Consider the following 23,378-nt stretch of genomic DNA (forward strand, 5'->3'; position numbering starts at 1 on the left):
GGTGATCTTCAGGAGGGTGAGCGAGGGGCGCCCCTATCCGGAGCACGGGCTGGCACAGAGCTCGTGGGCCGAGATCTCCCCCTCCCAGGTGCGTCTGGACGACCTCACGACCACCAAGACCACGCTCGACCTCGAGCACCTGCTCGACGACGACTCGACCTACTTCGGCGACCTGTTCGCGCACGTCGTCAGCTGGCGCGGCGAGCTCTTCCTCGAGGACGGGCTGCACCGCGCGCTGCGAGCCGCCCTGCAGCAGCGCAACATGCTCCACGCCCGCGTGCACACGATCGGCAAGCACGCATGAGGACTGGCATGAGGCTCCTGACGCTGGCCGTCGCGTTCGCCGTGTTCCTGGTCGGCGGTGTGGTCGGCTTCAACCTGCTGACGGCCGGCACGGGTGAGACTGCCCCGGCGACACCGGGTTGCAAGGACGAGGTCATCGCGGCCGGCAGCCCGATCCCCAGCAACGTCGTCACGATCAACGTGTTCAACGCCTCGGCGCGCTCGGGCCTGGCCAACCGCGCCCAGCTCGACCTGCAGAAGAACGGCTTCCGCGGCGGGCAGATCGGCAACAGCGAGAGCGCCACCAAGCCGCGACGCGTCGCGATCCTCACCAACGACCCGAACGATCCCCGCGTGGCGCTCGTCGCCTCGCAGTTCAAGGACAAGGTGCAGTACGCCGCCCCCGACATCTCGGTCGCCGACGGCATCGTCGTCGTGGTCGGCGACGAGTACCGCGGCGTCAAGACCGACGCCACCACCTCGACCACCAGCGACAAGGACATCACGGTCTGCGTGCCGGTCGTCCCGGCCGTCCCCGCCGCCTAGCCCCCACGCGCGGCCGGAGGGCCGCTAGCGGGAGTCGCGGCCCCAGCCGGCCAGCCGGCCGAACCGGCCGACGGCGCGCAGCCGGGCCTCGGCCTCCTCGCGCACCGACCGCTCGGCCACGATCAGCAGGTCGTCACGGACCGCGATGCGGTCGGTGCGGTGCGGCACGAAGGTGCGGTCGTCCCGCACGATCAGCGAGATGGACGCGCCCACCGGCAGCCGCAGCTCGCCGACCTCGACCCCCGCCAGGCGGGACCCCGCCGGCACCCGGATCTGCAGCAGGTCGGCGGACACCCGCTCGAGCGGTGCCGCCTCGACCTCGACGTCACGCGCGGCGTCGGTGAGCACGCCGCAGGCCGCGGCCAGCTGCGCCAGCGGAGCCGCCTGGAGGAGCGTGTAGATCACGACCGCCACGAACACCACGTTGAACAGGTCGCGCGAGCCCGCCACGCTGGCCGAGAGCGGGATGGTGGCCAGGACGATCGGCACCGCACCGCGCAGGCCGGCCCAGCCCACGAAGACCTGCTCGCGAGCGCTGCGTCCGAACCACACCGCACAGGCCATGACGGTCAGGGGCCGGGCGACGAAGGTCAGGATCGCGCCCACCACGAGCCCGTGCCAGACGTGCCACCACTGCAGCTCGTCGGGGCTCGCCAGCAGGCCGAGCATCACGAACAGCCCGATCTGCGCCAGCCAGCCGATGCCCTCGACGAACGACCGGGTGGCGGTGCGGTGGGGCAGCTCGGCGTTGCCGAGGATGAGGGCCGCGACGTACACCGCCGCGAAGCCGCTGGCGTGGACCCCGGCGGCGGCGCCGTAGGCGAGCACCGTGAACGCGAAGACCACGAGCGGGTAGAGGCCCGAGGCCGGGAGAGCGACCTGCCGCAGCAGGTAGGCCCCCAGCCAGCCGATCGCGATGCCGATGAGCGCGCCCACGACCAGCTCGAAGACGATCAGCCCGGCGAGGTACCCGACGCCCTTGTCGGCGACCTCGCCGGCGCTGATCGCCACGACCAGCACCACGATGGGCGCGTCGTTGAGCCCCGACTCGGCCTCGAGCGATCCGGTCACCGACGACTTGAGCGGCACCGTGCGCAGCACCGAGAACACCGCGGCAGCGTCGGTGGGGGTCAGCACGGCCGCGATCAGCACGGCCAGCTCCCACTCCATCCCGAGCAGCAGATGGGCGCCGAGCGCGACCACGAGCACGCTGATCGCCGAGCCGAGGGTCGCCAGCAGCAGCCCGTAGCCCAGGTTGGGCCTGACGTGCTCCCACTTGGTCGTCAGACCGCCCTCGGCCAGGATCAGCACGAGGCCGCCGAAGCCCAGGGCGTGCGCCAGCTCGACGTCGGCGAACTCGATGCCCAGGCCAGAGCTGCCCAGCAGCAGGCCGAGACCCAGGTACACCAGCAGCGACGGCAGGCCGATGCTGACGGACAGGCGGACCGCGAGGATCGCGAGGATCAGCACCCCCGAGCCGACCAGGAGGTACCGGTCGAGATCATGGACGTCCACTGAGACTCCTTCCGTGGGCTCGACCGAGCCCCGATTCTATCGGTCGCACCGCCTCCCCCCGACCGGTTCGAGTGGCGGTGGGCACGGCCCTCGGATTGGCTGGCATCGTGGACCGACGCAGCGCACTGACCCTCATGGCGGCCGGCGTGCTGGCCGCGTGCACGACGCGCGAGCAGCAGACCGCCCGGGGCGACGCGGACCCGGAGCGACAGGAGGACGGCGTGGAGACGATCCGGTACGGCGACGACCCGTCGCAGCAAGGCGAGCTCACCCGCCCCGCCGGCACGTCCAAGGGTGTCGTGGTGGTCATCCACGGCGGCTTCTGGCGCGACCAGTACGACCTGTCGCTCGGCCGTCCGCTGGCGGCGTCGCTGGCCGACGAGGGCTGGACGGCGTTCAACATCGAGTACCGCCGCGTCGGCAACGGCGGCGGCTGGCCGCAGACCTTCGACGACGTCGCCGCGGCGATCGACGCCCTGGCCGACGTCGACGACCTCGACACGTCGACCGTGGTGACGCTGGGGCATTCCGCAGGCGGCCACCTCGCGGTGTGGGCGGCAGCACGTCCTCAGCTCTCCGGCTCGCCGTGGGCGTCCCCCGCCGTCCCCGTGACGGCAGCCGTCTCGCACGCCGGGGTGCTCGACCTCGCAGCGGCGATCGCCGCAGACCTGGGCGACGGCGCCGTGCAGCGCTTCATGGGCGGCACGGTCGACGACCGCTACGCGCTGGCCGACCCCAGTGCTGCGATCCCCCTGTCGGTGCCGGTCCGCTGCGTGCACGGGACGTCCGACACCACCGTGCCGCTGAGCCAGTCGACCGACTACGTCGCCCGGGCCCGGGCCGCCGGCGCCGATGCCGAGCTGACCGCGGTCGAGGGCGACCACTTCGTCGTCATCGACCCGAGCTCGCGTGCGTGGTCGCTCACCCTGCAGCTGCTCGAGACGCTCCGCACCCGCTGAGGGGGGCTGGACGCACGAGGGGCGCGTCGACCAGCGTGTGGTCGGCGCGCCCCTCGCGGGATCGTGCTCAGTGCTTGAAGGCGTCCTTGACGTTCTCGCCGGCGCTCTTCAGGTCGGACTTGGTCTGGTCGCCCTTGCCCTCGGCCTCGAGCGACTCGTCGTCGGTCGCCTTGCCCGTGGCTTCCTTGATCTTGCCCTTGGCATCTTCGGCCGCGTTGCTGATCTTGTCTCCGAGTCCCATGGGGGGCTCCTTTCGTCGACTGTCCGGCGGGTACCCCTCGTGCTCGACGTCATGCACGCCGTTTCCTGAGATTTTGCCCAAGAAGACGGGCTTCGAGAAACCGTGGCCCGAGACCACGCTCTCAGGACGGCGGGGTCGGATCCCCCGGGGTGGCCTCGTGGTGCCGGCGCCCGTACGTGCGCCGGTCCTCCTTCATCTCGGCCTCGAACAGGTGGGGACGACCGCCGACCAGCTCGTCGCGCGCGGAGCGCTCGTGGTCCTTGAAGGCGGCGTAGTAGCCGGCGTCGTACTCCTCGACGACCTGGAACGACCAGCGCCCCTCGAGGATGTTGCGGCCGACCAGATCGGTCTCGACGGCGTCGGCGATCGCATCGTGCCCGGCCTCGCGCAGCAGGTCGACGGCCTCGCCGAGAGCCAGGTCGGCCGTACCGCAACGGCGGTGGAAGGCGTACAGGTGCCCGCGGGCCTCCTCGACGGTCTCCAGCGCCTCGCTCAGCTTGCCGAGGGCCTCGACCGTCGCATCGCTGACGTCGGGGGGTCGTACGTGCCGCGCATCGGGTCCGTCGCTCATGCCTTCACGCTAGGCCGGTTCGCCGGCCGGGGCACCTCAGACGCCTTGCCGCGCCGACTTGGCCTCGTACAGGCGGGTGTCGGCCCGGTCGAGCATCGACTCGGCCGAGTCCTGCGGCTTGGCCATCGCGACACCCGCCGACCAGCGGCCCGGCGACTCGTCGATCAGGCGGCGGACGATCGCTCGAGCCTGCTCCAGCGACGTGCCGGGCAGGACGAGCAGGAACTCGTCGCCTCCGGTGCGACCGATCGCGTCGTGTCGCCGGACGCCTTCGATCCAGTGGCGACTCACCGACGCGAGCATCTCGTCACCCGCCCGATGACCTCGCGTGTTGTTGACCTCGCGCAGGCCGTCGATGTCGATCGCGACCACCGAGATCGGGCGGTCGCGCCGCTGGGCACGCTCGAGCTCACGCTGCAGCACCTCGGTGATGCCGCGGCGGTTGAGGGTGCCGGTCAGCGGGTCGGTGCGCGCCACGCGGTCCATGCGCTGCTTGATGCGAGCGAACACCTCGGTGGCGACGACGGTCTGCGCGACCACCGAGGCAGCGAACGTCACGAGGCTGGCCCGCTCGTGGTGCACGATCGCGACGATCCACCACGACGCGCCCAGGTACAGCACGACCCTGCCGGCGACGGGGTGCAGGAACCAGATCACGTACACGCCCGCGATGGGCAGCACGGTGCCGTTGGCGAACGCGCCGAGCATCAGGTGAGTCGTCCACGTCAGGCACCCGACGACGAACAGCTGGACGACCGTCATCGCCAGCGCCTCGCGCGGGGTGAACCGCGACCCCCTCGCCAAGGTCCAGACGAACATCGCTGTCGCGAGCACCGCCAGCGAGGTGATCACCCACCGGGGGTTCTTGCCCGGCTCCCAGGTCGCGGCACCCGCCAGAAGCAGCACGGCACCACTGCCGTACATCGCCGCCGTGGCCGCGGTCAGCGGTGGCAGCTCGCGCAGCGACGTGACCAGCCGCGACAACATCAGCTCCATGCATCTCTCCCTGCACCGATCCTAGGAGCGTTCCGGCGCCTGACGGGAGGAGTTCCGCCCAAATGACCCGTCCGGGCCAGGAGGGCTAGTCCGAAGTGACGTCCACCGCGTGAGCAATTCGGCTGATCGCGTCGGTCAGGATGCTCGGCGACGTCGCAAAGTTGAGTCGGACGTGACCTGCACCACCGATTCCGAACGTCGGCCCCGAGTTGACGGCGACCCGACCGCGCTGCAGGAACACCGCCGCCGGGTCGTCACCCAGACCCAGCTCGCGGCAGTCGAGCCAGGCCAGGTAGGTGGCCGATCCGTGCCGCCAACGCACCTGCGGCAGGTGCTCGCCGAGCAGGTCGCCCAGGAGCCGCCGATTGTCGGCGAGATCGGCCAGCACGGCGTCGAGCCAGGCGCCCCCCTCGCGCAGGGCGACCGTGTGCGCCAGCATCCCGAGATGGCTCGGCCCGTGCGAGACGATCTCGGGCAGGCGCCGCAGGTCTGCCGCTGCCCCCTCCCCCGCGACGACGACCGCCGCCTTGAGCCCCGCCAGGTTCCAGGCCTTGGCCGACGACGTGACCACGAAGGCGTCCTCGGCGCCGTCCACGCTCAGGTAGGGGACGAACCCCTGCGGCACGAGCGGCCCGTGGATCTCGTCGACGACCACGCGCACCCCGTGCTCGTGAGCCAGTGCCGCCACGGCCCCGAGCTCGTCGCGCGTGTGCGCCACGGCGGTCGGGTTGTGGGGGTTGCACAGCAGGTACGTGACCGAGCCACCCGTCGACCGTGCCCGCACGAAGGCCTCCTGCAGCGCGTCGAGGTCGAGCCGGCCGTCCTCGCCCAGGGGCGCCTCGACGACGACCCGTCCCACGTGCTCGACGACGTCGAAGAACGGCGGGTAGACCGGCGGGTTGACCACGACGGGGTCGCCGGGCCCCGACACCAGGCGCACGACCTCGGCGATGCCGGTCATGACGTCGGCCGCGTAGGCCGTGCGGGCGGGGTCGAGGCCGTGCCAGCCCCACCGGGCGGCGGCGAACTCGGCCAGCGCCTCGGCGTAGTCGTTGCCATGGGGGTAGCCGGTGTCGCCCGACTCGATGGCGGCGGTGAGGGCGGTCCTGATCGCCTCGGCGGGGACGACGTCCATCTCGGCCACCCAGAGCGGCAGCACGTCGGCGGGGTGCTCCTGCCACTTGACGCTGGTACGACGGCGAAGAGTTTGCTCGTTCAGGTCGCGGAGGGGGTGGGGCGAGCGCATGATTCCATCATCGCCCTCAAACGTGACCCAGGTCCTGTTGCATCCCCATGACCAAAGTGTCACTCTGAGTTACAGAATCAGTGAACACTTGTGCACCGAAGGAGGCGCCCATGACCGAACCACTCATCGAGCGTTCGTCGGCGCTCCGGCAGCTGCGCCGCCTGGGCAAGGCGATGACGACGCCGTTGCTGCCCGACGACTACCTGGCGCTCGTCAACCCGCTGTGGTCGCAGCGCGAGCTGCGCGGCCGCGTCGAGAAGGTCGTCCCCGAGACCGAGAACGCCGCGACACTCGTGATCCGTCCCGGCTGGGGCTGGACGTTCGACCACGCACCGGGCCAGTACATCGGCATCGGCGTCGAGATCGACGGACGCTTCCACTGGCGCTCGTACTCGCTGTCGTCGGTGCCCCTCGTCGAGGGCAAGACCGTGAGCATCACGGTCAAGGCCATGCCCGAGGGCTTCTTGTCCGACCACCTCGTCAACGGCCTCGAGCCGGGCACCATCGTGCGCCTGGCCGCGCCGCAGGGTGACTTCACGGTGCCCGACCCGCCGCCCGAGAAGATGCTGTTCCTCGTCGGCGGCAGCGGCATCACGCCCGTCATGTCGATCCTGCGCACGCTCGACCGCCGCGACTCGATCCCCGACGCCGTGCTGGTCTACTCCGCGCGCAACGAGGACGACATGATGTTCGTCCACGAGCTGCGCGTGCTGGCCCTGCGCTACGCCAGCTTCACGTTCTACGAGCGGTTCACCGACGCCGACGGCATCCTGACCCCCGACCAGCTCGACGACGTGTGCCCCGACTGGGCCGACCGCACCACCTGGGCGTGCGGCCCCGCGGGCATGCTCGACGCCTTCACGCAGCACTACGAGACATACGGGCTCGCCGAGCGCATCCACGTCGAGCGCTTCACGCTCGCCGCGGCCGGCGGCTCCGCGGCCGGCGGCGAGGTCACGTTCGGCGTCGGCGGGCCCACGGTCGACGTCGACGGCGCCACGACGCTGCTCGAGGCCGGCGAGAAGGCCGGCGTCAACATGCTCTTCGGCTGCCGCATGGGCATCTGCCACACCTGCGACGTGCCGCTCGCGTCCGGCCGCGTCCGCGACCTGCGCAGCGGCGACGAGCACGGCGAGCCGGGCGAGTACATCCAGACCTGCATCTCGGTCGCCGCCGGCGACTGCACGCTGTCGCTCTGACCGGCTCCCTCCCCCACTTCACGCACGACCGCACTCCCACCCACCGAAGGAGAACCACATCATGGCGTTCTCAGACGTCCGCGAGTACACCCACCTGACCGACGACGAGATCGAGGCCATCGGCGCCGAGCTCGACGAGATCCGCCGCGAGATCGAGGCCTCACGCGGGCAGGACGACCGCGACTACGTCACGCGCGTCATCACGCTGCAGCGTCGCCTGGCCGCGGCCGGTCGCATCACGCTGTTCGCCAGCTTCTTCCCGCCGGCGTGGCTGCTCGGCACGCTGATGCTCGGCTCGGCCAAGATCCTCGAGAACATGGAGATCGGCCACAACACGATGCACGGCCAGTGGGACTGGATGAACGACCCCGAGATCCACTCCTCCAACTGGGAGTGGGACACGACCCAGCCCGCCGAGCAGTGGAAGCACTCGCACAACTACATCCACCACCAGTTCACCAACGTGCTCGGCCACGACAACGACGTGGGCTACGGCATCCTGCGCATGTCGCGCGACCAGAAGTGGACGCCGTACAACCTCGGCCAGCCGATCTACAACTTCATGCTCGCGGCCTTCTTCGAGTACGGGGTCGCGCTGCACGACCTCGACATCGAGTCGATCCGCAAGGGCGAGAAGGACCCGAAGCTGCTGAAGAAGCAGCTCAAGCAGATCGGCGACAAGATCGGCAAGCAGGCGCTCAAGGACTACGTCATGTTCCCGGCCCTGACCGGACCGTTCTTCCTGCAGACGCTGACGGCCAACTTCACGGCCAACATCATGCGCAACGTCTGGTCGTACATGATCATCTTCTGCGGGCACTTCCCCGACGGCGCCGTGCACTTCACGGAGGAGGAGCTCGAGGACGAGACGCGCGCCGAGTGGTACCTGCGCCAGATGCTCGGCTCCGCCAACTTCGAGGGCGGCAAGCTGCTGCACCTGATGAGCGGCCAGCTGGGCTACCAGATCGAGCACCACCTGTTCCCCGACCTGCCCAGCAACCGCTACGCGGCCATCTCCGTGAAGGTCAAGGACATCTGCCAGCGGTACGACATCCCGTACACGACCGGACCGCTCTACAAGCAGTACGGCCAGACCCTGCGCACGATCATGAAGCTGTCGCTGCCGAACCGTCGCACCAGCGACAACCCGGCACCGGTGACGCCTCGCGAGAAGCGACGCCTGCGCGACGACGAGCGTCCGACCCGGCGCTCGGAGCTGGGCAAGTGGTCGGGCGCGGCGTCGGTGTGACGGCGGGGCTCGCCGGGCGTCCGTCGCTCGGTGGGCTCCCCGTGCCGTTCGCCTGCGAGGACGACGGGGGTGCGCTCGACCACTCCGTCGTGGTCAAGCGTCGCGCCATCCGGTGCGCCCTGAGCCGCGTGTGCGGCATCTGTGGCGATCCGTTGACGCGTCCGGTCGCCTTCATCGGCGGCTCGGACGAGGCCGATGCCGAGCTGTTCGCATTCCCGCCCGTGCACCTCGAGTGCGCCCACGAGGCGCTCGAGGTGTTCGCACCGATCGGTGGACGCCACCTCGGGCACGTCGAGGCACCGCTGACGTGGGCGCTCGTCACGACGGGCGGCTTCGACCTCATCCGTCCGACCCGCCGGGGAGACCCCGTCGCCTTCCACCCCAACTCGGTGCTCGAGACCCAGCTCATCGACTGAGCCGGCAGCCTGCGGGAGACGTCAGGGGACTCGGGCCGTCCAGCTCGGGTCCTGGTACTTCGACACGGCGAGCGCGCTCGCCTGTTCCAACGTGGTGTCGTCGATCTGCACCGTGGTCAGACCGTAGCTGGCCTCGAAGTGGCCGAGCATCGCCGACACGACGGACTCGCGGCTCATGCCGGTCTGGCTGCGGATCGGGTCGACCCGCTTGGCGGCGCTGACGTGCCCCTTGTCGCTGAGCTTCTCACGGCCGATGCGCAAGATGTCGAGCATCGCGGCTGCGTCCATGTCGTACGACATGGTCACGTGATGAAGGACGACACCGCTCGCGAGCCGCTTCTGCGCGGCCCCGCCGATCTTGCCCAGCGGCGATGCGATGTCGTTGAGCGGGACGTAGGTCGCCTCGACCCCGAGCTCACGCAGGGCCCGGATGACCCAGGCGTCGAGAAAGGCGTACGAGTCGGCGAATGACAGCCCCTCGACCAAGGTCGCCGGCACGTACAGCGAGTACGTGATGGTGTTGCCGGGCTCGACGAACATCGCGCCGCCACCGGAGATCCGCCGCACGACCGTCGCCTGGTGGCGGGTCGCCGCGTCGACGTCGACCTCGTTGGACAACGACTGGAACGAGCCGATGATGACCGCGTTCGACGCCCACTCCCAGACCCGGAGCGTCGGGCTCCGCAGGCCGTCACCGACCTGGCGCGCGACGACCTCGTCGATCGCCATCTGCATCGCCGGGTGCTGGTGTCCGGCCTCGAGCAGCTCGAACGAGTGGTCGTGCCACGCCGTCGAACGTCCGAGCGCCCGCAGCACCGCATGGGCCACGGCGGGCGGATCGAAGCCCACCATGACGGCGTCGCCCCGTGCGTGGTCGACCGCCTCGACCAACGAGCCGAGGCTCGCGTCCGCGGGCAGGCCCTCGAGCGCATCGGACATGTGACCCAGTGCCTCGTCGGGCTCCAGGAAGAAGTCGCCACTCAGGACGACGTCGCGGATGGCTCCGTCGACGACCTCCAGGTCGGCCACCACGAGCTTGCCGCCCGGGACCTTGTACTCACCGTGCATCGTCGTCCACCTGCCGTCGACCCGATCAGGCGATCGCGTCGAGTGCCGCGAACTGCTCGTCGGTCAGCTCGATGCCGGCGGCACCGACGTTGTCCTCGAGGTGCGAGACGGTCGACGTGCCGGGGATCGGCAGCATGACCGGCGAACGCTTGAGCAGCCAGGCCAGCGCCAGCTGCGACGGTGTCGCGTCGTGCTCGGCGGCGAGCTTCTCGAGCGGGCCGCCGTCCTTGACCAGGCCGCCGGTCGCGAGCGGGAACCACGGGATGAAGGCGATGCCCTCGGACGTCGCGTGGTCGAGCAGCTGCTCGGCCGAGCGGTCGGTCAGGTTGAACAGGTTCTGGACCGACACGATCTCGGCGGTCTCCTGCGCCTGCTTCAGCTCGGCGACGCTGACCTCGCTGAGGCCGATGTGGCGCACCTTGCCGGCGTCCTGCAGCTCCTTGAACGCACCGACCTGCTCGGCGACCGGCACCTCGGCGTCGATGCGGTGCAGCTGGATCAGGTCGATGCGCTCGACGTCGAGCTTGCGCAGGCTCAGCTCGACCTGCTGCTTGAGGTACGCCGGACGACCGACGGGAATCCACTCCCCCGGGCCGGTGCGCGTCAGGCCCGCCTTGGTCGCGATGACGACGTCGTCGGCGTAGGGGTGCAGCGCCTCGCGGATGATCTCCTCGGAGACGTTCGGGCCGTAGGAGTCGGCGGTGTCGATGAAGGTGACACCCAGCTCGACGGCACGACGCAGCACGGCGATCGCCTCGGCGCGGTCTCGGGGCTCGCCCCACACGCCGTCGCCGGTGATCTGCATCGCGCCGTAGCCCAAGCGCGTGACGGGCAGGTCACCGCCGAGCTGGAAGGTTCCGGACGGGGTGGCCGAGGGTGTCGAAGTCATACCAAGGTCAATCAGGCCCCGGCGCGGGATATTCCGCCGCCTACTTCCAGACCCGGACGTAGTCGACCTTGGTGGTGCCGGTGGTGGGGGTCGCGGACGTCGCGGCGCCGGCCTCGAGCCCCTGGGTCAGGACGAGCATGAAGGCCCGGTCGAACGGTGCAGGGCCGTACGCGGGATCGAGCTTCTTGATGACGTGCGACACGCAGGTCACGCCGTCGTACGCGATCGACAACGTCGTGGGCGTCCACTCGAGCGTGTAGGTGTGGAACTGCGACGGATCGGTGATGCGGCAGGCGTTGGTGACCGACTGATCGGACGCGTCGGGCTGGTAGTGGATGTACGGGACGCCGTGGTCGGGCCACTGCGGGTAGCGCTCGAGGACGTCGATCTCGCCCGAGAACGGGAAGGTGCTGGCGGCCTCGGCCGGGAACAGCCACAGCGCGCTGTGCGGACCCGCGACGCCGTCGTCGAGGGCCTTCTTCATGGCAGGGAACGCCGCACGGAACTCGAACCGGCCGCGGGCCTGCGTGAACAGTCCCCAGGTGCTGACCGATCCGGCGGTGTAGTCGACGGTCTCGTCGCCCTTGCGCGCTCCGGGGCACGCGACGGGCTCGGCCTCCTTGCGCACCGTGAGCGCGAGGCTGCCGCCACCGACCGAGATGTTGTCCGGATCGTCGACGTAGCAGTCGGCGCCGATCTGGTAGCCGCTCGCGGCCGTCGTCTGGGGGAGCCACTTGGTGCGGTCGAGCCGGGTGCCGCCGAACTCGTCGGAGAACGTGCAGGTCCAGGGCGTGCCGTCGGGCTTGACGAGCTGGGTGTCGTCGCAGGCGGTGCTGGTGCGCGCCAGGCTGGGCGTGACGTCGGGGGTGGGGCTGACGACCGGTGCGGGGGTGGGCACCGACACCGGTGCTCCCGAGGACGCCGCTGCCGTCGTGACGCGGACGACCTGCGTGCGCCGCGCGGTGCGCTGGCGACTCGTGCCGCGGTCACGGTACGTGACCTTGGTCGTCACCCGATAGCTGCCCGCCGTCAGATGCGCCGACCGCATCCCCCGGCCGACCCACGACGCCCCGCGACGGACGTCGATCGAGGTCTTGCGCACCGACACACCGGAGCGCTTGGTGAACATCGGCCGGACGACGGCGGCTGCGCCGGGAGCGACGACCTTGGCGGGGATCGTCCGGATGGTGACGGGCGACGGAGCGGCGTCGACGGGCGTCGACAGCGTGTCGGGTCCGACGATCAGCGCCGTCGCGACCACCGAGACGGCGACGAGTCGCAGGAGCGGACCACACCACGACGTCGCCTCGCGGCGACCGGAAGCATCCGAGAACGGACGAACCTCTTCTGTGCGGTGCATCTGCTGCTCCCCTGTCGACAGATCACTGCCAGGAGAACCTCGTACCGAACAGCCCCTCTTCGTCGACCGCGACCCCTTGTCGTGCCGACTCACGTCACGTGCTCATCGAACTCCGCCGCGGCGGGCTCCCATCGATGAGTGCGACCGTGATTGCAGGTGCTGCAGCTCCCTCTGACTTTGCGCACTCTAGTGGAACGGGGGCCCGGCGGCACCTTTTCGGCCGACCTGCGCACCGGCAGCCGGCCGAGCCGTCCGGCGACCGGCATGATGAGCCCATGCGACGCACGGCGATGGGCGACAGCGACCTCGAGGTCTCGGAGATCATCCTCGGCTGCATGAGCTACGGCGATCCTGGCCGCGGCACGCATCCGTGGTCGTTGACCGAGGACGACAGCCGTCCGTTCATCCGTCGGGCTCTCGAGGCCGGCATCACGACGTTCGACACCGCCAACATGTACTCCGACGGGTCGAGCGAGGAGATCCTGGGGCGAGCGCTGGCCGACCTCGCACGCCGCGAGGACGTCGAGATCGCGACGAAGGTGTACTTCCCGATGGGCGGCGATCCTGCCTCGGGCGGCCTGTCGGCGGCGGCGATCGCCCGGCAGATCGACGAGAGCCTGCGCCGCCTCGGCACCGACTACATCGACCTCTACCAGATCCACCGCTGGGATCCCGAGGTCCCGATCGAGGAGACGATGGAGGCGCTCGACCTCGTCGTGCGGTCGGGCAAGGCCCGCTTCATCGGGGCGTCGTCGATGTGGGCGTGGCAGCTGGCCCAGGCCCAGCACGCCGCCGACCTCAACGGCTGGACGCCCTTCGTGTCGATGCAGGACCAGTACAACCTCGTGCAGCGCGAGGACGAGCGGGAGATGCACCCGTTCTGCCTCGACGAGGGCATCGGCGTCATCCCGTGGAGCCCGCTCGCGCGGGGGCGGCTGACCCGCGAGTGGGACGACCTCAGCACGGAGCGCAGCGGGTCCGACCAGGTCACGCAGAGGTTCTACCGGCAGGCCGAGGAGTCCGACCGCGCCATCGCGGCGGCCGTCGGCTCGGTCGCCGCCGCACGCGGAGTCTCGCGGGCCCAGGTGGCCCTCGCCTGGGTGCGCCAGCAGGAGGTCGTCACCGCCCCGATCGTCGGCGCCACCAAGCCGCTGCACCTCGACGACGCGATCGCGTCGGTCGACCTCGTGCTCGACGCCGACGAGCTCGCGGCCCTCGAGTCCCCCTACGTGCCGAGGCTGCCCGAGTTCTGACCGGCGGTTCGGTGCCCCCTGCCAGAGTGGGCGTCATGCGCATCGACCTCACCGGCAGGACCGCCCTCGTGACCGGCTCGACCCAGGGCATCGGCCTGGCGATCGCCTCGACGCTCGCCGGAGCCGGCGCGCGGGTCGGGATCAACGGACGCGGTGCCGCCCGGGTCGACGCCGCGATCGACGAGATCCGTTCGGCGTGGCCGGACGCCGACCTCGTGGCGGTCGTGGCCGACGTGACGACCGAGGACGGCGCGGCGGCTGCCGCCGAGGCGCTGCCCGCGGTCGACGTGCTCGTCAACAACCTCGGCATCTTCGAGGCCAAGCCCGCCCTCGAGATCACCGACGACGACTGGCGCCGCTACTTCGACGTCAACGTGCTGAGCGCCGTCCGACTCATCCGCACCTACCTGCCCGGCATGACGGAGCGCGGGTGGGGACGCATCCAGAACATCGCGAGCGACTCGGCCATCGTCATCCCCCACGAGATGATCCACTACGGCACGTCCAAGACGGCGCTGCTCTCGGTGTCGCGAGGCTTCGCCAAGGAGGCGGCGGGCACCGGCGTCACGGTCAACTCCGTCATCGCGGGGCCCACGCACACCGGCGGCGTCGAGGACTTCGTGCGCTCGCTCGTCGGCGACGACCTGCCCTGGGACGAGGCGCAGCGCGAGTTCATGCGCACGCACCGCCCGCAGTCGCTGATCCAGCGGCTCATCGAGCCCGAGGAGATCGCCAACCTCGTGGCCTACCTCAGCTCGCCCCTGGCCTCGGCCACGACGGGGGCCGCGGTGCGGGTCGACGGCGGCTACGTCGACTCGATCGTGCCGTGACCGCGGGCCGCGACCCCTGGCGCGGCTAGCCCGATAGCCGGTACCGTCCGGGGATGGACGTGACCTACGCCACACTGCCCCTCGGCGGCCAGCCGCTGACCCTGCCGATGCGCACGCCCGGCGCCGGACGCCTGTGGGCCCGCCTCGCGCGCGACCGATCGCCCCTGGCCCAGCTGGTGCGCGCCGCCCGTCGCACGCCCGACAGCCCGGCCGCGACGGACGGCGCCCAGGTCGTCACGGCAGCCGAGCTGTACGCGCGGGTGCGGCTGCTGGCCGGCGTCCTGCACGCACGCGGCATCGGGCGTGGCAGCACCGTCGGGCTGCTGTGCAGCGATCACGCCGGCTTCGCCCAGGCGGCACTGGCCGTCCAGTGGGTGGACGCGCGCCTGGTGCTGGTCGACATCGACGCGACCCCCGACCGGCTCGGCGCCGTCGCGCGGCGCGAGGGGGTTCAGCTGCTCGTGCACGACGCCGCGCTGCGGCCGATCGTCGTCCGGTCGGGCCTGGCGGTGCCGACCCTGGTCAGCGACGGGCACGGCTCCGGGTCGGTGGCCGGCGCCTGCGACTTCGGTCATCCCGCGCCGCGGCGCCGCCGACGGCCCTAGCCGGTCAGGCCTAGTCGATCAGGCCCAGTCGAGCACGTGCAGCCGCTGGGTTCCCGGGACGCCCTTCAGCTCGGCCTCGCGCACCTCGACCACCGTCGCGACGTCGTCGTCCAGCGCGTCCATCACGGCATCGCTCACGAGCACCTCGCCCCCGTCGGCCTGCGCCGCGACGCGGGCGGCGAAGGCCACGTTGCGGCCGAACAGGTCGCCGTCACGGTGCACCGCCGAGCCCCGGTGGGCACCGATGCGCACCCGCACCCCGGCCAGCCTGCCGCGTCCGACCTTCGCCAGGGCGCGCTGGATGTCGCACGCGGCGGCGACGGCCTCGGACGCCTCGGCGAACGCCACCATGAAACCGTCGCCCTGGGTCTTGACGACCTGACCGCCGTGCCGCTCGATCGCCCGGGTGAGGATGCGGTCGTGCTTGGCGAGCAGCTGCACCCAGCCGCGGTCGCCCAGACGGTGGTTGAGCTCGGTCGAGCCCTCGATGTCGGAGAACATGACGGTCACGGTGCCGTCGCCGGCCGCCAGACGAGCGAGGTCGGGGCGCTCGACGTCGGCCCACAGCGCCAGGTCGTCGATCGAGCTGCGGATCACTCCCTTGACGCCGTGGTCGCGCATCTTGATCGCCGTGCCCACCACGCCCCGCACCGCCTCGGACGGCGTCGGCACGCTCAGGCGCGGACGCGACGACTCGTCCTCGAGCCAGCGGATGCGCCTGCGGGCACGACCCAGCATCGCCCGCAGCACGACCACGAGCACCGCGAGCGCGCCGCACAGCACGGCCAGCACGATCTCGAGGACGGACACAGCGCCACGCTAGCGCCTCGTCCGATCGTTCACCCGGTGTTGGCCTGTGGTTGCCTCGGCGTCCGTCCGGCCGGTCTAGAGTCGGTCACGAGTCGGAGGGCAACGCAGCCTCCGGTGCACGCAGAAGTCCCCGCCGTCACCACCCGGTCGGGGACTTCGGTGCGTTCGGGGGTCGCTCCAGACGGCCGGTGCCCGACGAGTGGTGCGAACCGAGCCGCGAGTGGTGCGCAGCGGACAGACACGCCGTCCCAGAACGTCCAGTGCGCACCACTCGCAAGACCGGGGACCGGGGACCGGGGACCCGGGGGCTCGGGGGCTACTCGGGGCCGGTGCTGTAGACGACGGGGTCGTCGTCGACCGGGGCGGCGGGCTCGTCCAGCGTGGACGCCGGCTTGGTGGGCTTGACCTTGGTGGCGGGGGTCTTCTTGTCGACGGCCTTCTTGGCGGCCGTCGCACCGCTGGCGGGCTTCTTGGCCGTCGCCTTCTTGGCAGGGCCCTGCCGTGCCGTGGCTCGCTTGGCGGTCGAGCGGGTGGCGGGGTTGGCCGTCGCCGGAGCAGGGTCGGCGATCGTCGTCGTGGCTCCGGGGGTGGGCGACGGCTCGGGGGCTGCGGGCTGCCGCACGGGCTCGGCGTCGACCGTCGGCCTGGGCGGCGTGATGTCGATGACGGTGGCGTCGGCCGACGCGTCAGGACGCTCTGAGGACGTGCGCGCCTCGGGGCCGTCCGCGCCCTCGCCACCGGGGAGAACCCGGTGCAGCACACCGGACGCCAGCCCGACGCCGGCGCGCAGGGCGCCGCCGGCCAGCTGCTGGGCGAGGGAGACGGGAATCTTGACGATGGTGGGGATCACAGGTGCTCCTGGGTCGTCGGTCGGGAGTGAGCTGTTGCCGTACCCACCCGCGTCGGGCCTAAGCCGGCGGTGCCGTGCCCGCCTCGGCCACCGCCTGCAGCGCGGCGCGGCAGGCGACGATCGCCGGTTGCTGCGCGGACGCCCGTCGCGCCGACGTGAAGATCGTCCGCCGCGGCGCACCCTCGAGGTCGATCAGCCGCACCGCCGGCTCGCGCCCCGTCCAGAGCAGGTCGGGCAGGAGGGCGACGGCGTTGCCCGACTCGACCAGGCGGATCTGGGCCTGCAGGTCGGCCGTCTCGTAGCGGACGTCGGGCTCGAAGCCCGCCACCCGGCACGCCTGCTCGGCGAAGTGTCGTGAAGCGACCCCGGGCGGCTCCATGACCCACGGCAGCTGCGAGGCCCCGGCCAGGTCGACGATCTCGGGCCCGGCGACCGAGACCGGCGGGACGGCCAGCCGGACGGCGTCCGTCGTGAGCGCGACACGGTCGAGCTCGTCGTGGCGAGGTGCCGCGTGCCCGGGGTACTGCTCGGCGACCACGAGGTCGAAGTCGCGCGCCCACGTCTCGTGCAGGGCCGACTCCGGCTCGCGCTGCGTCATCGTCACGCGCAGCCGAGGGTGGTCGAGGGCCAGCCGGGTGAGCGTCTGGGGCATCAGGGCCAGCGCCGCCGTCTGGAAGACCGCGATGCGCACCGTGCCGGTGGCCTCGTCGAGCGATGCCGCCAGGTCGGTCTCGGCCTGCTCGAGCCGCTGCAGCACCGCGCTCGTGTGCTCGACGAGGATCTGGGCCTGTGGCGTCAGCTGGACGCCGCGACCGGACTTGCGCAGCAGCTCGACGCCGACCTCGCGCTCGAGAAGGGTCAGCTGCTGCGAGATCGAGGACGGGCTCTGGTGCAGCGCAGCGGCCACCCCGGCCAAGGTGCCGCGGACCTCGACCTCGCGCAGCAGACGGAGCCGACGGACGTCGAGCATGTGCGGCCTTTCGGTCAGCAGATCTGATCATTATTCGTCGAAAAACATCGCTTTACCTTAACCGATCGGTTCCGCAGACTGGACGTCACCGAGGCCCCGACCCGCAAGGCAGGACATGACCCACACCGCTGGCACCACCCCGTCGCTCGAGTCCGTGCACGACCTGGCCGACGAGACCGTCGAGCTCGTCCGCCGGTGGCTCGCCGATGCCGCCCAGGTGCCCGCCGACTCCTCGGCCGCCCAGCTCGCGGGCCTGCTGAAGGATCCGCGCGGCCTGCCGTTCACGGTCGGCTTCATCGACGGCGTCATCCGGCCCGAGGACGACGCCGTGGCCGCCCGCAACTTCGCCGCCCTCGCCAAGGACGTCCCCGGCTTCCTGCCGTGGCACCTGCGCGCGGGCGTCCGGGTCGGCGCGGCGGTCGGCCGCGTCGCACCGGGCCTGGTCATCCCGATCGTCCGTCGCGCGCTGCGCTCGATGGTCGGCCACCTGATCGTCGACGCCCGCGACCGCCGGCTCGGTCGCGCGATCGACGCGATCCGCCGCCGCGGCGTGCGGCTCAACCTCAACCTCCTCGGCGAGGCCGTGCTCGGCGAGCACGAGGCGGCTCGACGGCTCGAGGGCACCCATCGGCTGCTGGCCCGTCCCGACGTCGACTACGTCTCGATCAAGGTGTCGTCGACCGTCGCGCCCCACTCGGTGTGGGCCTTCGACGAGGCCGTCGCGCACGTCGTCGACCGCCTGACCCCGCTGTTCGAGCGGGCCGCGTCGTACCCGACGCCCAAGTTCATCAACCTCGACATGGAGGAGTACCGCGACCTCGACCTCACGATCGCGGTGTTCACCACGATCCTCGACGAGCCGCACCTGCGAGGCCTCGGGGCCGGCATCGTGCTGCAGGCCTACCTCCCCGACGCGGTCGACGCGATGATGCGGCTGCAGACCTGGGCGGCCGAGCGCCGGGCGGCAGGCGGCGCCGGCATCAAGGTGCGCGTCGTCAAGGGCGCCAACCTGCCGATGGAGCGCGTCGAGGCGTCGCTGCACGACTGGCCGCTGGCGACCTGGGGCTCGAAGCAGGACTCCGACACCAACTACAAGCGCGTCATCGACTACGCGCTGACGCCCGAGCGCGTCCAGAACGTCCGCATCGGCGTCGCGGGGCACAACCTGTTCGACCTGGCCTTCGCCTGGCTGCTGGCCGGCCGCCGCGGGGTCCGCGACGGCATCGAGTTCGAGATGCTGCTGGGCATGGCCCAGGGTCAGGCCGAGGTCATCCGCCGCGACGTCGGCGGCCTGCTGCTCTACACGCCGGTCGTGCACCCCGGCGAGTTCGACGTCGCGATCGCCTACCTGATCCGCCGCCTCGAAGAGGGTGCCAGCCACGACAACTTCATGTCGGCGGTGTTCGACCTGCACGAGGACGCCACGCTGTTCGAGCGCGAGAAGGGACGCTTCCTGGCGTCGCTGGCGGCGCTCGACGACTCGGTGCCGCTCCCCCGACGCACGCAGGACCGCCTCGCGGCCCCCACCCCGCCGTCCGGCCCGGACTTCGAGAACGCTCCCGACACCGACTCGTCGCTGCCGGCCAACCGCCGCTGGGGACGGGCGATCATCTCGCGCATCGCCGACTCCACGCTCGGCGCCGGCCTGGTCGACGCGCACACGGTGACCACTGCGGACGCCCTCGACCGGGTCGTCGCGACCGCCACCTCGGCCGGCGCGGCCTGGGGGGCGCTCACCGGGGCGCAGCGAGCCGACGTGCTGGAGCGCGTCGCCCAGCGCCTCGAGGAGCGCCGCGCCGACCTGGCCGAGGTGATGGCCTCGGAGACCGGCAAGACGCTCGACCAGTCGGATCCCGAGATCTCCGAGGCGATCGACTTCGCCCGCTACTACGCCCACCTGGCGCGCGAGCTCGACGACGTCGACGGGGCTCGGTTCGTGCCGGCCCGCCTGACCGTCGTGACGCCGCCCTGGAACTTCCCGGTGGCGATCCCGACCGGCTCGACCCTGGCGGCGCTCGCCGCCGGCTCGGCCGTCGTCGTCAAGCCCGCGCCACAGGCAGCCCGCTGCGGCTCGGTGATGGTCGAGACGCTGTGGCAGGCCGGCGTGCCCCGCGACGTCCTGCACCTGGCGCACCTGAGCGAGGACGACCTCGGCACCCGGCTGGTCTCCGACCCGCGGGTCGACCGGGTCGTGCTCACCGGCGCCTACGAGACCGCCGCGCTGTTCCGGTCGTTCCGTCCCGACCTGCCGCTGCTGGCCGAGACGAGCGGCAAGAACGCCATCGTCGTGACCCCGAGCGCCGACCTCGACCTCGCCGCGAAGGACGTCGCCCACTCCGCGTTCGGCCATGCCGGGCAGAAGTGCTCGGCCGCCTCGCTCGTGATCCTGGTGGGCAGCGTCGCGACGTCGCAGCGCTTCCGCAACCAGCTCGTCGACGCCGTCACCTCGATGCGGGTCGGCCTGCCGTCCGACCCGACCACCCAGGTCGGTCCGCTGGTCGAGCCGGCCCGCGGAAAGCTGCTCGAGGCTCTGACGACCCTGGCGCCGGGCGAGAGCTGGCTCGTCGAGCCGCGCCGCCTCGACGACGACGGACGTCTGTGGTCGCCCGGCATCCGCGAGGGCGTCCGGCGCGGGGCCACCGCGCACCTGACCGAATTCTTCGGGCCGGTGCTGGCGATCATGACGGCCGCGTCGCTCGACGAGGCGATCGCGATCCAGAACGACGTCGACTACGGGCTCACGGCGGGCCTGCACTCGCTCGACCCCGGCGAGGTGGGCGCCTGGCTCGGGCAGGTCGAGGCGGGCAACCTCTACGTGAACCGCGGCATCACGGGGGCCGTCGTGCGGCGTCAGCCCTTCGGCGGGTGGAAGAAGTCGGCGGTCGGCGCAGGCTACAAGGCCGGTGGTCCGAACTACCTGGTCGGCCTCGGCTCGTGGACGTCAGCCCCGGCGACCCAGGCATCGACGGCGCTGGCCCCGCAGGCCGAGAAGCTGCTCGCCGCCTCGCGCGATCTGCGGTCCGCCGCCGACGGGCTCGACCTGGAGCGCGCCCTCACCAGCGACGCCGTGGCGTGGCGCGACCTCTTCGGCACCGCCGCCGACGTGTCGGGCCTGGCCGCCGAGCGCAACGTGCTGCGCTACCTGCCGGCGTGCGTGCACGTCCGTCTCGCCGAGGGCGCACCGGTCGTCGCCCTGCTGCGCGTGCTGGGCGCGTCATCGCTGACGGGCGCGACCGTGACGGTCTCGAGCGCGGTCGAGGTGCCGGCGACCGTCCGGTCGTGGCTCGACGACGTCCGCATGCCGCTGACGGTCGAGGACGACGCGGCCTGGCTCGCCGGGTTGTCGTCGGCGTCCCACGACCGGGTCCGCCTGATCGGCGCACCGGCCTCCGTGGTCGCGGGCGCCACCGGCGGACGTCCTGACCTCGCGGTCCACGACCACGAGGTCACCGAGGCCGGACGCATCGAGCTGCTGCCGTTCCTGAAGGAGCAGGCCGTCAGCATCACCGCGCACCGCTTCGGCACGCCCGACCACCTCACCGACGAGCTGATCTGACGGCCGTCAGGTCGTCCAGGTCACCACTCCACCGCGGGACGGTCGTGGAGGGCGACTCGGCGACAGTCGTCGCACACCTCCAGCGCGCGCTCGTGGCGGACGTCGAGGTCGAAGAAGATCGGCCACGTGAAGCAGGCGACCCCGCAGGCCGTCCGGGCCGAGCCCAGGCGGCGCGCGTGGACCGTGCCCCACGGCACGAGGGAACCGGCGCGCGGATGGCCGTCGCCGGCGCGCACCTTCTGCGAGGCGGTGGCGAACCACGACGACGTCGCGCGTGACGGAGTGGAACGGGTGGATGATGTCATCTGCTCAGATCCTGAAGGTGTGCTCGACCTTGTACACGTCGACGATGCGGTTGAGGAGCTTGCCGATGCGCTCGAGGTCGTCGTGGTGGGGCAACGAGACCACTATCGTCATGCGCAGCACCTCGCCGTCGACGTCCTCGAGCCCTCTGACCGAGTGGTGGTCGAAGCCGCTGAAGTCGACGATGAACCGCTCGACCGCGAAGCGACGGAGGGTGAGCCCTTGGAGCACCCGGCTGCTGACGGCGGCGTCCCCGCGGGCATACACCGTCAGGACGACGAGACCCGAGACCTTCTCGTCGCGCAGGACGAGTCCGTACCGCGACGTCATGACAGCACGAAGGCCTCGCTGGGGTCCTCCAGCAGTCGGCCCAGCGTCGCCAGCACGTTCGAGCCCAGCTCGCCGTCGACCAGCCGGTGGTCGAACGAGAGCGCCAGCTGCGTGACCTTGCGGACCTGCAGCTCACCGTCGACGACCCACGGGGTGTCGCGGACGGTTCCGAAGGCGAGGATGGCCGCCTCGCCGGGGTTGAGGATCGGCGTGCCCGCGTCGACGCCCAGGGCGCCGATGTTGGTGATCGTGATCGTGCCGCGCGACATCTCCTCCGGCGACGTCTTGCCGGCACGGGCCGTAGCCACGAGCTCGGCGATGGCGTCGGCCAGGCCCCGCAGGTCGACGGCGTCGGCGTCCTTGACGTTCGGGACGATGAGGCCGCGCGGAGTCGCCGCCGCCAGCCCGAGATTGACGTAGTGCGGCTGCACGATCTCCTGGGCGGCCTCGTCCCAGCGAGCGTTGATGCCAGGGTGACGACGGATGGTCATGAGCAGGGCACGGGCCACGAGCACCAGCGGCGTGAGGCGCACGCCCGACCATGCGCGGTCCGCCTTGAGCCTGGCGAGCAGGTCCATCGTGCGCGTCACGTCCACCGTGAGGAAGAGGGTCACGTGGGGCGCCGTGAACGCCGACCGGGTCATGGCGGCCGCGGTGGCCTTGCGCACCCCCTTGATGGGCGTCCGCGTCTCGCGGTCTCCGGACGTCACGCTCGCCGCCGGCACCGCCTGGGGAGCCGACGTGGCCGCAGCCGCTGCCTCGACGTCGCGACGCGAGATGACGTCGCCGTCCGACGCGACGACCGACGCCAGGTCGACGCCGAGCTGCTTGGCCAGCAGCCGGACGGGCGGCTTGGCACGGGTCGCACCACGGCTCTCGCCCACCTCCGCCGTGGCAGGGGTGACAGGGATCGGCACGTCGGCCTGCGGCCGTCGGATCAGTCGGCGGGTGCGGGGGACGGCCGTCGTCGGTCCCGGTCCGACGAGCACCAGGGGCTTGTCCTCCGGCGCGTCCTCCGGCTGCGACTCGTCGTGGGGCTCGGCCTGCGGCTCGGCCCGGGGAGCGACCTCGACGTCGCCGGGCGCAGCCGACGAGGCGCTGCCGTCGTCGATCGAGATGATGACGGTGCCGACCGCGACGGTCTCGCCGGGCTGCACGTGCAGCAGCGAGACGGTGCCGGCCACCGGGCACGGGAGCTCGACGACGGACTTGGCCGTCTCGATCTCCAGGATCGTCTGGTTCACCGTGACCGCATCGCCCGGGGAGACCTGCCAGTCGAGGATCTCGGCCTCGGTGAGGCCTTCCCCGACGTCGGGGAGCTTGAACTCGAACAT

24 protein-coding genes are annotated in these 23,378 nt (G+C 71.5%); 10 read left to right on the top strand and 14 right to left on the bottom strand.

Features of this window, described 5'->3' with window-relative positions:
* Window position 1 precedes the first annotated feature (1 nt).
* Both DX116_RS04430 and DX116_RS04435 read left to right on the top strand, forming a co-directional pair.
* Window positions 2-304: a type II toxin-antitoxin system VapB family antitoxin gene (locus DX116_RS04430; RefSeq protein ID WP_119702965.1), complete on the top strand. Its 303-nt coding sequence runs from the start codon at window positions 2-4 to the stop codon at window positions 302-304.
* A gap of 8 nt (window positions 305-312) precedes the next feature.
* Window positions 313-828, top strand: a complete 516-nt coding sequence (locus DX116_RS04435; protein ID WP_158591890.1) for a LytR C-terminal domain-containing protein — start codon at window positions 313-315, stop codon at window positions 826-828.
* Between the two features lie 24 nt (window positions 829-852).
* Here DX116_RS04435 and DX116_RS04440 read toward each other — a convergent pair whose 3' ends face one another.
* Window positions 853-2,343: a potassium/proton antiporter gene (locus DX116_RS04440; protein ID WP_119702967.1), complete on the bottom strand. Its 1,491-nt coding sequence runs from the start codon at window positions 2,341-2,343 to the stop codon at window positions 853-855.
* A 107-nt stretch (window positions 2,344-2,450) separates the two neighbouring features.
* Here DX116_RS04440 and DX116_RS04445 point away from each other — a divergent pair, with 107 nt between their 5' ends.
* Window positions 2,451-3,302 carry an alpha/beta hydrolase family protein gene (locus DX116_RS04445; RefSeq protein WP_199715926.1) on the top strand — a complete coding sequence of 284 codons (852 nt, stop codon included), beginning with the start codon at window positions 2,451-2,453 and terminating at the stop codon, window positions 3,300-3,302.
* A gap of 67 nt (window positions 3,303-3,369) precedes the next feature.
* Here DX116_RS04445 and DX116_RS04450 read toward each other — a convergent pair whose 3' ends face one another.
* From DX116_RS04450 to DX116_RS04465, 4 genes are all read right to left on the bottom strand, one after another.
* Window positions 3,370-3,543, bottom strand: coding sequence for a CsbD family protein (locus tag DX116_RS04450; protein WP_119702968.1), 174 nt, complete (start codon window positions 3,541-3,543; stop codon window positions 3,370-3,372).
* A gap of 121 nt (window positions 3,544-3,664) precedes the next feature.
* Complete coding sequence (locus DX116_RS04455) at window positions 3,665-4,114, bottom strand: hypothetical protein (RefSeq protein ID WP_119702969.1); 450 nt, start codon at window positions 4,112-4,114, stop codon at window positions 3,665-3,667.
* Window positions 4,115-4,150: 36 nt separating this feature from the next.
* A complete protein-coding gene (locus DX116_RS04460) occupies window positions 4,151-5,110 on the bottom strand; it encodes a GGDEF domain-containing protein (RefSeq protein ID WP_119702970.1) in 960 nt (319 codons plus the stop codon).
* An 85-nt stretch (window positions 5,111-5,195) separates the two neighbouring features.
* Window positions 5,196-6,356, bottom strand: a complete 1,161-nt coding sequence (locus tag DX116_RS04465) for a MalY/PatB family protein (protein WP_119702971.1) — start codon at window positions 6,354-6,356, stop codon at window positions 5,196-5,198.
* 110 nt (window positions 6,357-6,466) lie between these two features.
* Between DX116_RS04465 and DX116_RS04470 the strand changes: the two genes are divergently transcribed.
* The 3 genes from DX116_RS04470 to DX116_RS04480 all read left to right on the top strand — a co-directional run bounded on the left by DX116_RS04470 (window position 6,467) and on the right by DX116_RS04480 (window position 9,220).
* Window positions 6,467-7,555, top strand: coding sequence for a ferredoxin reductase (locus DX116_RS04470; protein ID WP_119702972.1), 1,089 nt, complete (start codon window positions 6,467-6,469; stop codon window positions 7,553-7,555).
* Window positions 7,556-7,616: 61 nt separating this feature from the next.
* The gene (locus DX116_RS04475) at window positions 7,617-8,804 is read left to right on the top strand and encodes a fatty acid desaturase family protein (protein ID WP_119702973.1); all 1,188 of its coding nucleotides are present in this window, start codon (window positions 7,617-7,619) and stop codon (window positions 8,802-8,804) included.
* Complete coding sequence (locus DX116_RS04480; protein ID WP_147393576.1) at window positions 8,801-9,220, top strand: hypothetical protein; 420 nt, start codon at window positions 8,801-8,803, stop codon at window positions 9,218-9,220. Before DX116_RS04475 ends, DX116_RS04480 begins: the two co-directional genes overlap by 4 nt.
* A 21-nt stretch (window positions 9,221-9,241) precedes the next feature.
* Here DX116_RS04480 and DX116_RS04485 read toward each other — a convergent pair whose 3' ends face one another.
* From DX116_RS04485 to DX116_RS04495, 3 genes are read right to left on the bottom strand one after another with little or no spacing between them, the layout of a single operon-like run.
* Window positions 9,242-10,288: a lipoate--protein ligase family protein gene (locus DX116_RS04485; RefSeq protein WP_119702975.1), complete on the bottom strand. Its 1,047-nt coding sequence runs from the start codon at window positions 10,286-10,288 to the stop codon at window positions 9,242-9,244.
* Between the two features lie 25 nt (window positions 10,289-10,313).
* On the bottom strand, window positions 10,314-11,177 hold the full coding sequence (locus DX116_RS04490) for an aldo/keto reductase (protein ID WP_119702976.1): 864 nt from the start codon (window positions 11,175-11,177) through the stop codon (window positions 10,314-10,316).
* 40 nt (window positions 11,178-11,217) lie between these two features.
* Window positions 11,218-12,537, bottom strand: coding sequence for a glycoside hydrolase family 16 protein (locus DX116_RS04495; RefSeq protein WP_119702977.1), 1,320 nt, complete (start codon window positions 12,535-12,537; stop codon window positions 11,218-11,220).
* A 275-nt stretch (window positions 12,538-12,812) separates the two neighbouring features.
* Here DX116_RS04495 and DX116_RS04500 point away from each other — a divergent pair, with 275 nt between their 5' ends.
* Genes DX116_RS04500 through DX116_RS04510 form a run of 3 tightly spaced genes read left to right on the top strand, consistent with a single transcriptional unit; the run spans window position 12,813 to window position 15,225 of the window.
* Window positions 12,813-13,790 carry an aldo/keto reductase gene (locus DX116_RS04500; RefSeq protein ID WP_119702978.1) on the top strand — a complete coding sequence of 326 codons (978 nt, stop codon included), beginning with the start codon at window positions 12,813-12,815 and terminating at the stop codon, window positions 13,788-13,790.
* A 35-nt stretch (window positions 13,791-13,825) separates the two neighbouring features.
* Window positions 13,826-14,620, top strand: a complete 795-nt coding sequence (locus DX116_RS04505; RefSeq protein WP_119704122.1) for an SDR family NAD(P)-dependent oxidoreductase — start codon at window positions 13,826-13,828, stop codon at window positions 14,618-14,620.
* 53 nt (window positions 14,621-14,673) lie between these two features.
* Window positions 14,674-15,225: an AMP-binding protein gene (locus DX116_RS04510; protein ID WP_119702979.1), complete on the top strand. Its 552-nt coding sequence runs from the start codon at window positions 14,674-14,676 to the stop codon at window positions 15,223-15,225.
* An 18-nt stretch (window positions 15,226-15,243) separates the two neighbouring features.
* On the opposite strand, the gene DX116_RS04515 is transcribed toward DX116_RS04510, so the two are convergent.
* The 3 genes from DX116_RS04515 to DX116_RS04525 form a co-directional block, all read right to left on the bottom strand.
* Complete coding sequence (locus tag DX116_RS04515; RefSeq protein ID WP_199715927.1) at window positions 15,244-16,035, bottom strand: adenylate/guanylate cyclase domain-containing protein; 792 nt, start codon at window positions 16,033-16,035, stop codon at window positions 15,244-15,246.
* A 316-nt stretch (window positions 16,036-16,351) separates the two neighbouring features.
* Window positions 16,352-16,885, bottom strand: coding sequence for a flagellar biosynthesis protein FlhF (locus DX116_RS04520; protein WP_119702980.1), 534 nt, complete (start codon window positions 16,883-16,885; stop codon window positions 16,352-16,354).
* A gap of 58 nt (window positions 16,886-16,943) precedes the next feature.
* Window positions 16,944-17,855 carry a LysR substrate-binding domain-containing protein gene (locus tag DX116_RS04525; protein WP_119702981.1) on the bottom strand — a complete coding sequence of 304 codons (912 nt, stop codon included), beginning with the start codon at window positions 17,853-17,855 and terminating at the stop codon, window positions 16,944-16,946.
* A gap of 115 nt (window positions 17,856-17,970) precedes the next feature.
* On the opposite strand from DX116_RS04525, the gene DX116_RS04530 reads away from it, so the two are divergent.
* Entirely contained in the window at window positions 17,971-21,411 is a 3,441-nt protein-coding gene (locus DX116_RS04530; protein WP_119702982.1) for a bifunctional proline dehydrogenase/L-glutamate gamma-semialdehyde dehydrogenase, read from the top strand.
* A gap of 20 nt (window positions 21,412-21,431) precedes the next feature.
* Here DX116_RS04530 and DX116_RS04535 read toward each other — a convergent pair whose 3' ends face one another.
* From DX116_RS04535 to DX116_RS04545, 3 genes are read right to left on the bottom strand one after another with little or no spacing between them, the layout of a single operon-like run.
* Window positions 21,432-21,716, bottom strand: coding sequence for a hypothetical protein (locus DX116_RS04535; protein WP_119702983.1), 285 nt, complete (start codon window positions 21,714-21,716; stop codon window positions 21,432-21,434).
* Between the two features lie 4 nt (window positions 21,717-21,720).
* Window positions 21,721-22,044, bottom strand: coding sequence for a hypothetical protein (locus tag DX116_RS04540; protein ID WP_119702984.1), 324 nt, complete (start codon window positions 22,042-22,044; stop codon window positions 21,721-21,723).
* Window positions 22,041-23,378, bottom strand: a complete 1,338-nt coding sequence (locus tag DX116_RS04545; RefSeq protein ID WP_119702985.1) for a dihydrolipoamide acetyltransferase family protein — start codon at window positions 23,376-23,378, stop codon at window positions 22,041-22,043. Before DX116_RS04545 ends, DX116_RS04540 begins: the two co-directional genes overlap by 4 nt.

Origin of the sequence: Aeromicrobium endophyticum (assembly GCF_003586285.1) — a bacterium.
Classification (GTDB): Bacteria; Actinomycetota; Actinomycetes; order Propionibacteriales; family Nocardioidaceae; genus Aeromicrobium; species Aeromicrobium endophyticum.

Coding starts and splice junctions, on each gene's coding strand:
- DX116_RS04525 (WP_119702981.1), bottom strand. CDS start 17,855: ATGCTCGACGTCCGTCGGCTCCGTCTGCTGCGCGAGGTCGAGGTCCGC.
- DX116_RS04495 (WP_119702977.1), bottom strand. CDS start 12,537: ATGCACCGCACAGAAGAGGTTCGTCCGTTCTCGGATGCTTCCGGTCGC.
- DX116_RS04545 (WP_119702985.1), bottom strand. CDS start 23,378: ATGTTCGAGTTCAAGCTCCCCGACGTCGGGGAAGGCCTCACCGAGGCC.
- DX116_RS04450 (WP_119702968.1), bottom strand. CDS start 3,543: ATGGGACTCGGAGACAAGATCAGCAACGCGGCCGAAGATGCCAAGGGC.
- DX116_RS04530 (WP_119702982.1), top strand. CDS start 17,971: ATGACCCACACCGCTGGCACCACCCCGTCGCTCGAGTCCGTGCACGAC.
- DX116_RS04500 (WP_119702978.1), top strand. CDS start 12,813: ATGCGACGCACGGCGATGGGCGACAGCGACCTCGAGGTCTCGGAGATC.
- DX116_RS04485 (WP_119702975.1), bottom strand. CDS start 10,288: ATGCACGGTGAGTACAAGGTCCCGGGCGGCAAGCTCGTGGTGGCCGAC.
- DX116_RS04470 (WP_119702972.1), top strand. CDS start 6,467: ATGACCGAACCACTCATCGAGCGTTCGTCGGCGCTCCGGCAGCTGCGC.
- DX116_RS04475 (WP_119702973.1), top strand. CDS start 7,617: ATGGCGTTCTCAGACGTCCGCGAGTACACCCACCTGACCGACGACGAG.
- DX116_RS04490 (WP_119702976.1), bottom strand. CDS start 11,177: ATGACTTCGACACCCTCGGCCACCCCGTCCGGAACCTTCCAGCTCGGC.
- DX116_RS04465 (WP_119702971.1), bottom strand. CDS start 6,356: ATGCGCTCGCCCCACCCCCTCCGCGACCTGAACGAGCAAACTCTTCGC.
- DX116_RS04535 (WP_119702983.1), bottom strand. CDS start 21,716: ATGACATCATCCACCCGTTCCACTCCGTCACGCGCGACGTCGTCGTGG.
- DX116_RS04435 (WP_158591890.1), top strand. CDS start 313: ATGAGGCTCCTGACGCTGGCCGTCGCGTTCGCCGTGTTCCTGGTCGGC.
- DX116_RS04540 (WP_119702984.1), bottom strand. CDS start 22,044: ATGACGTCGCGGTACGGACTCGTCCTGCGCGACGAGAAGGTCTCGGGT.
- DX116_RS04505 (WP_119704122.1), top strand. CDS start 13,826: ATGCGCATCGACCTCACCGGCAGGACCGCCCTCGTGACCGGCTCGACC.
- DX116_RS04455 (WP_119702969.1), bottom strand. CDS start 4,114: ATGAGCGACGGACCCGATGCGCGGCACGTACGACCCCCCGACGTCAGC.
- DX116_RS04460 (WP_119702970.1), bottom strand. CDS start 5,110: ATGGAGCTGATGTTGTCGCGGCTGGTCACGTCGCTGCGCGAGCTGCCA.
- DX116_RS04510 (WP_119702979.1), top strand. CDS start 14,674: ATGGACGTGACCTACGCCACACTGCCCCTCGGCGGCCAGCCGCTGACC.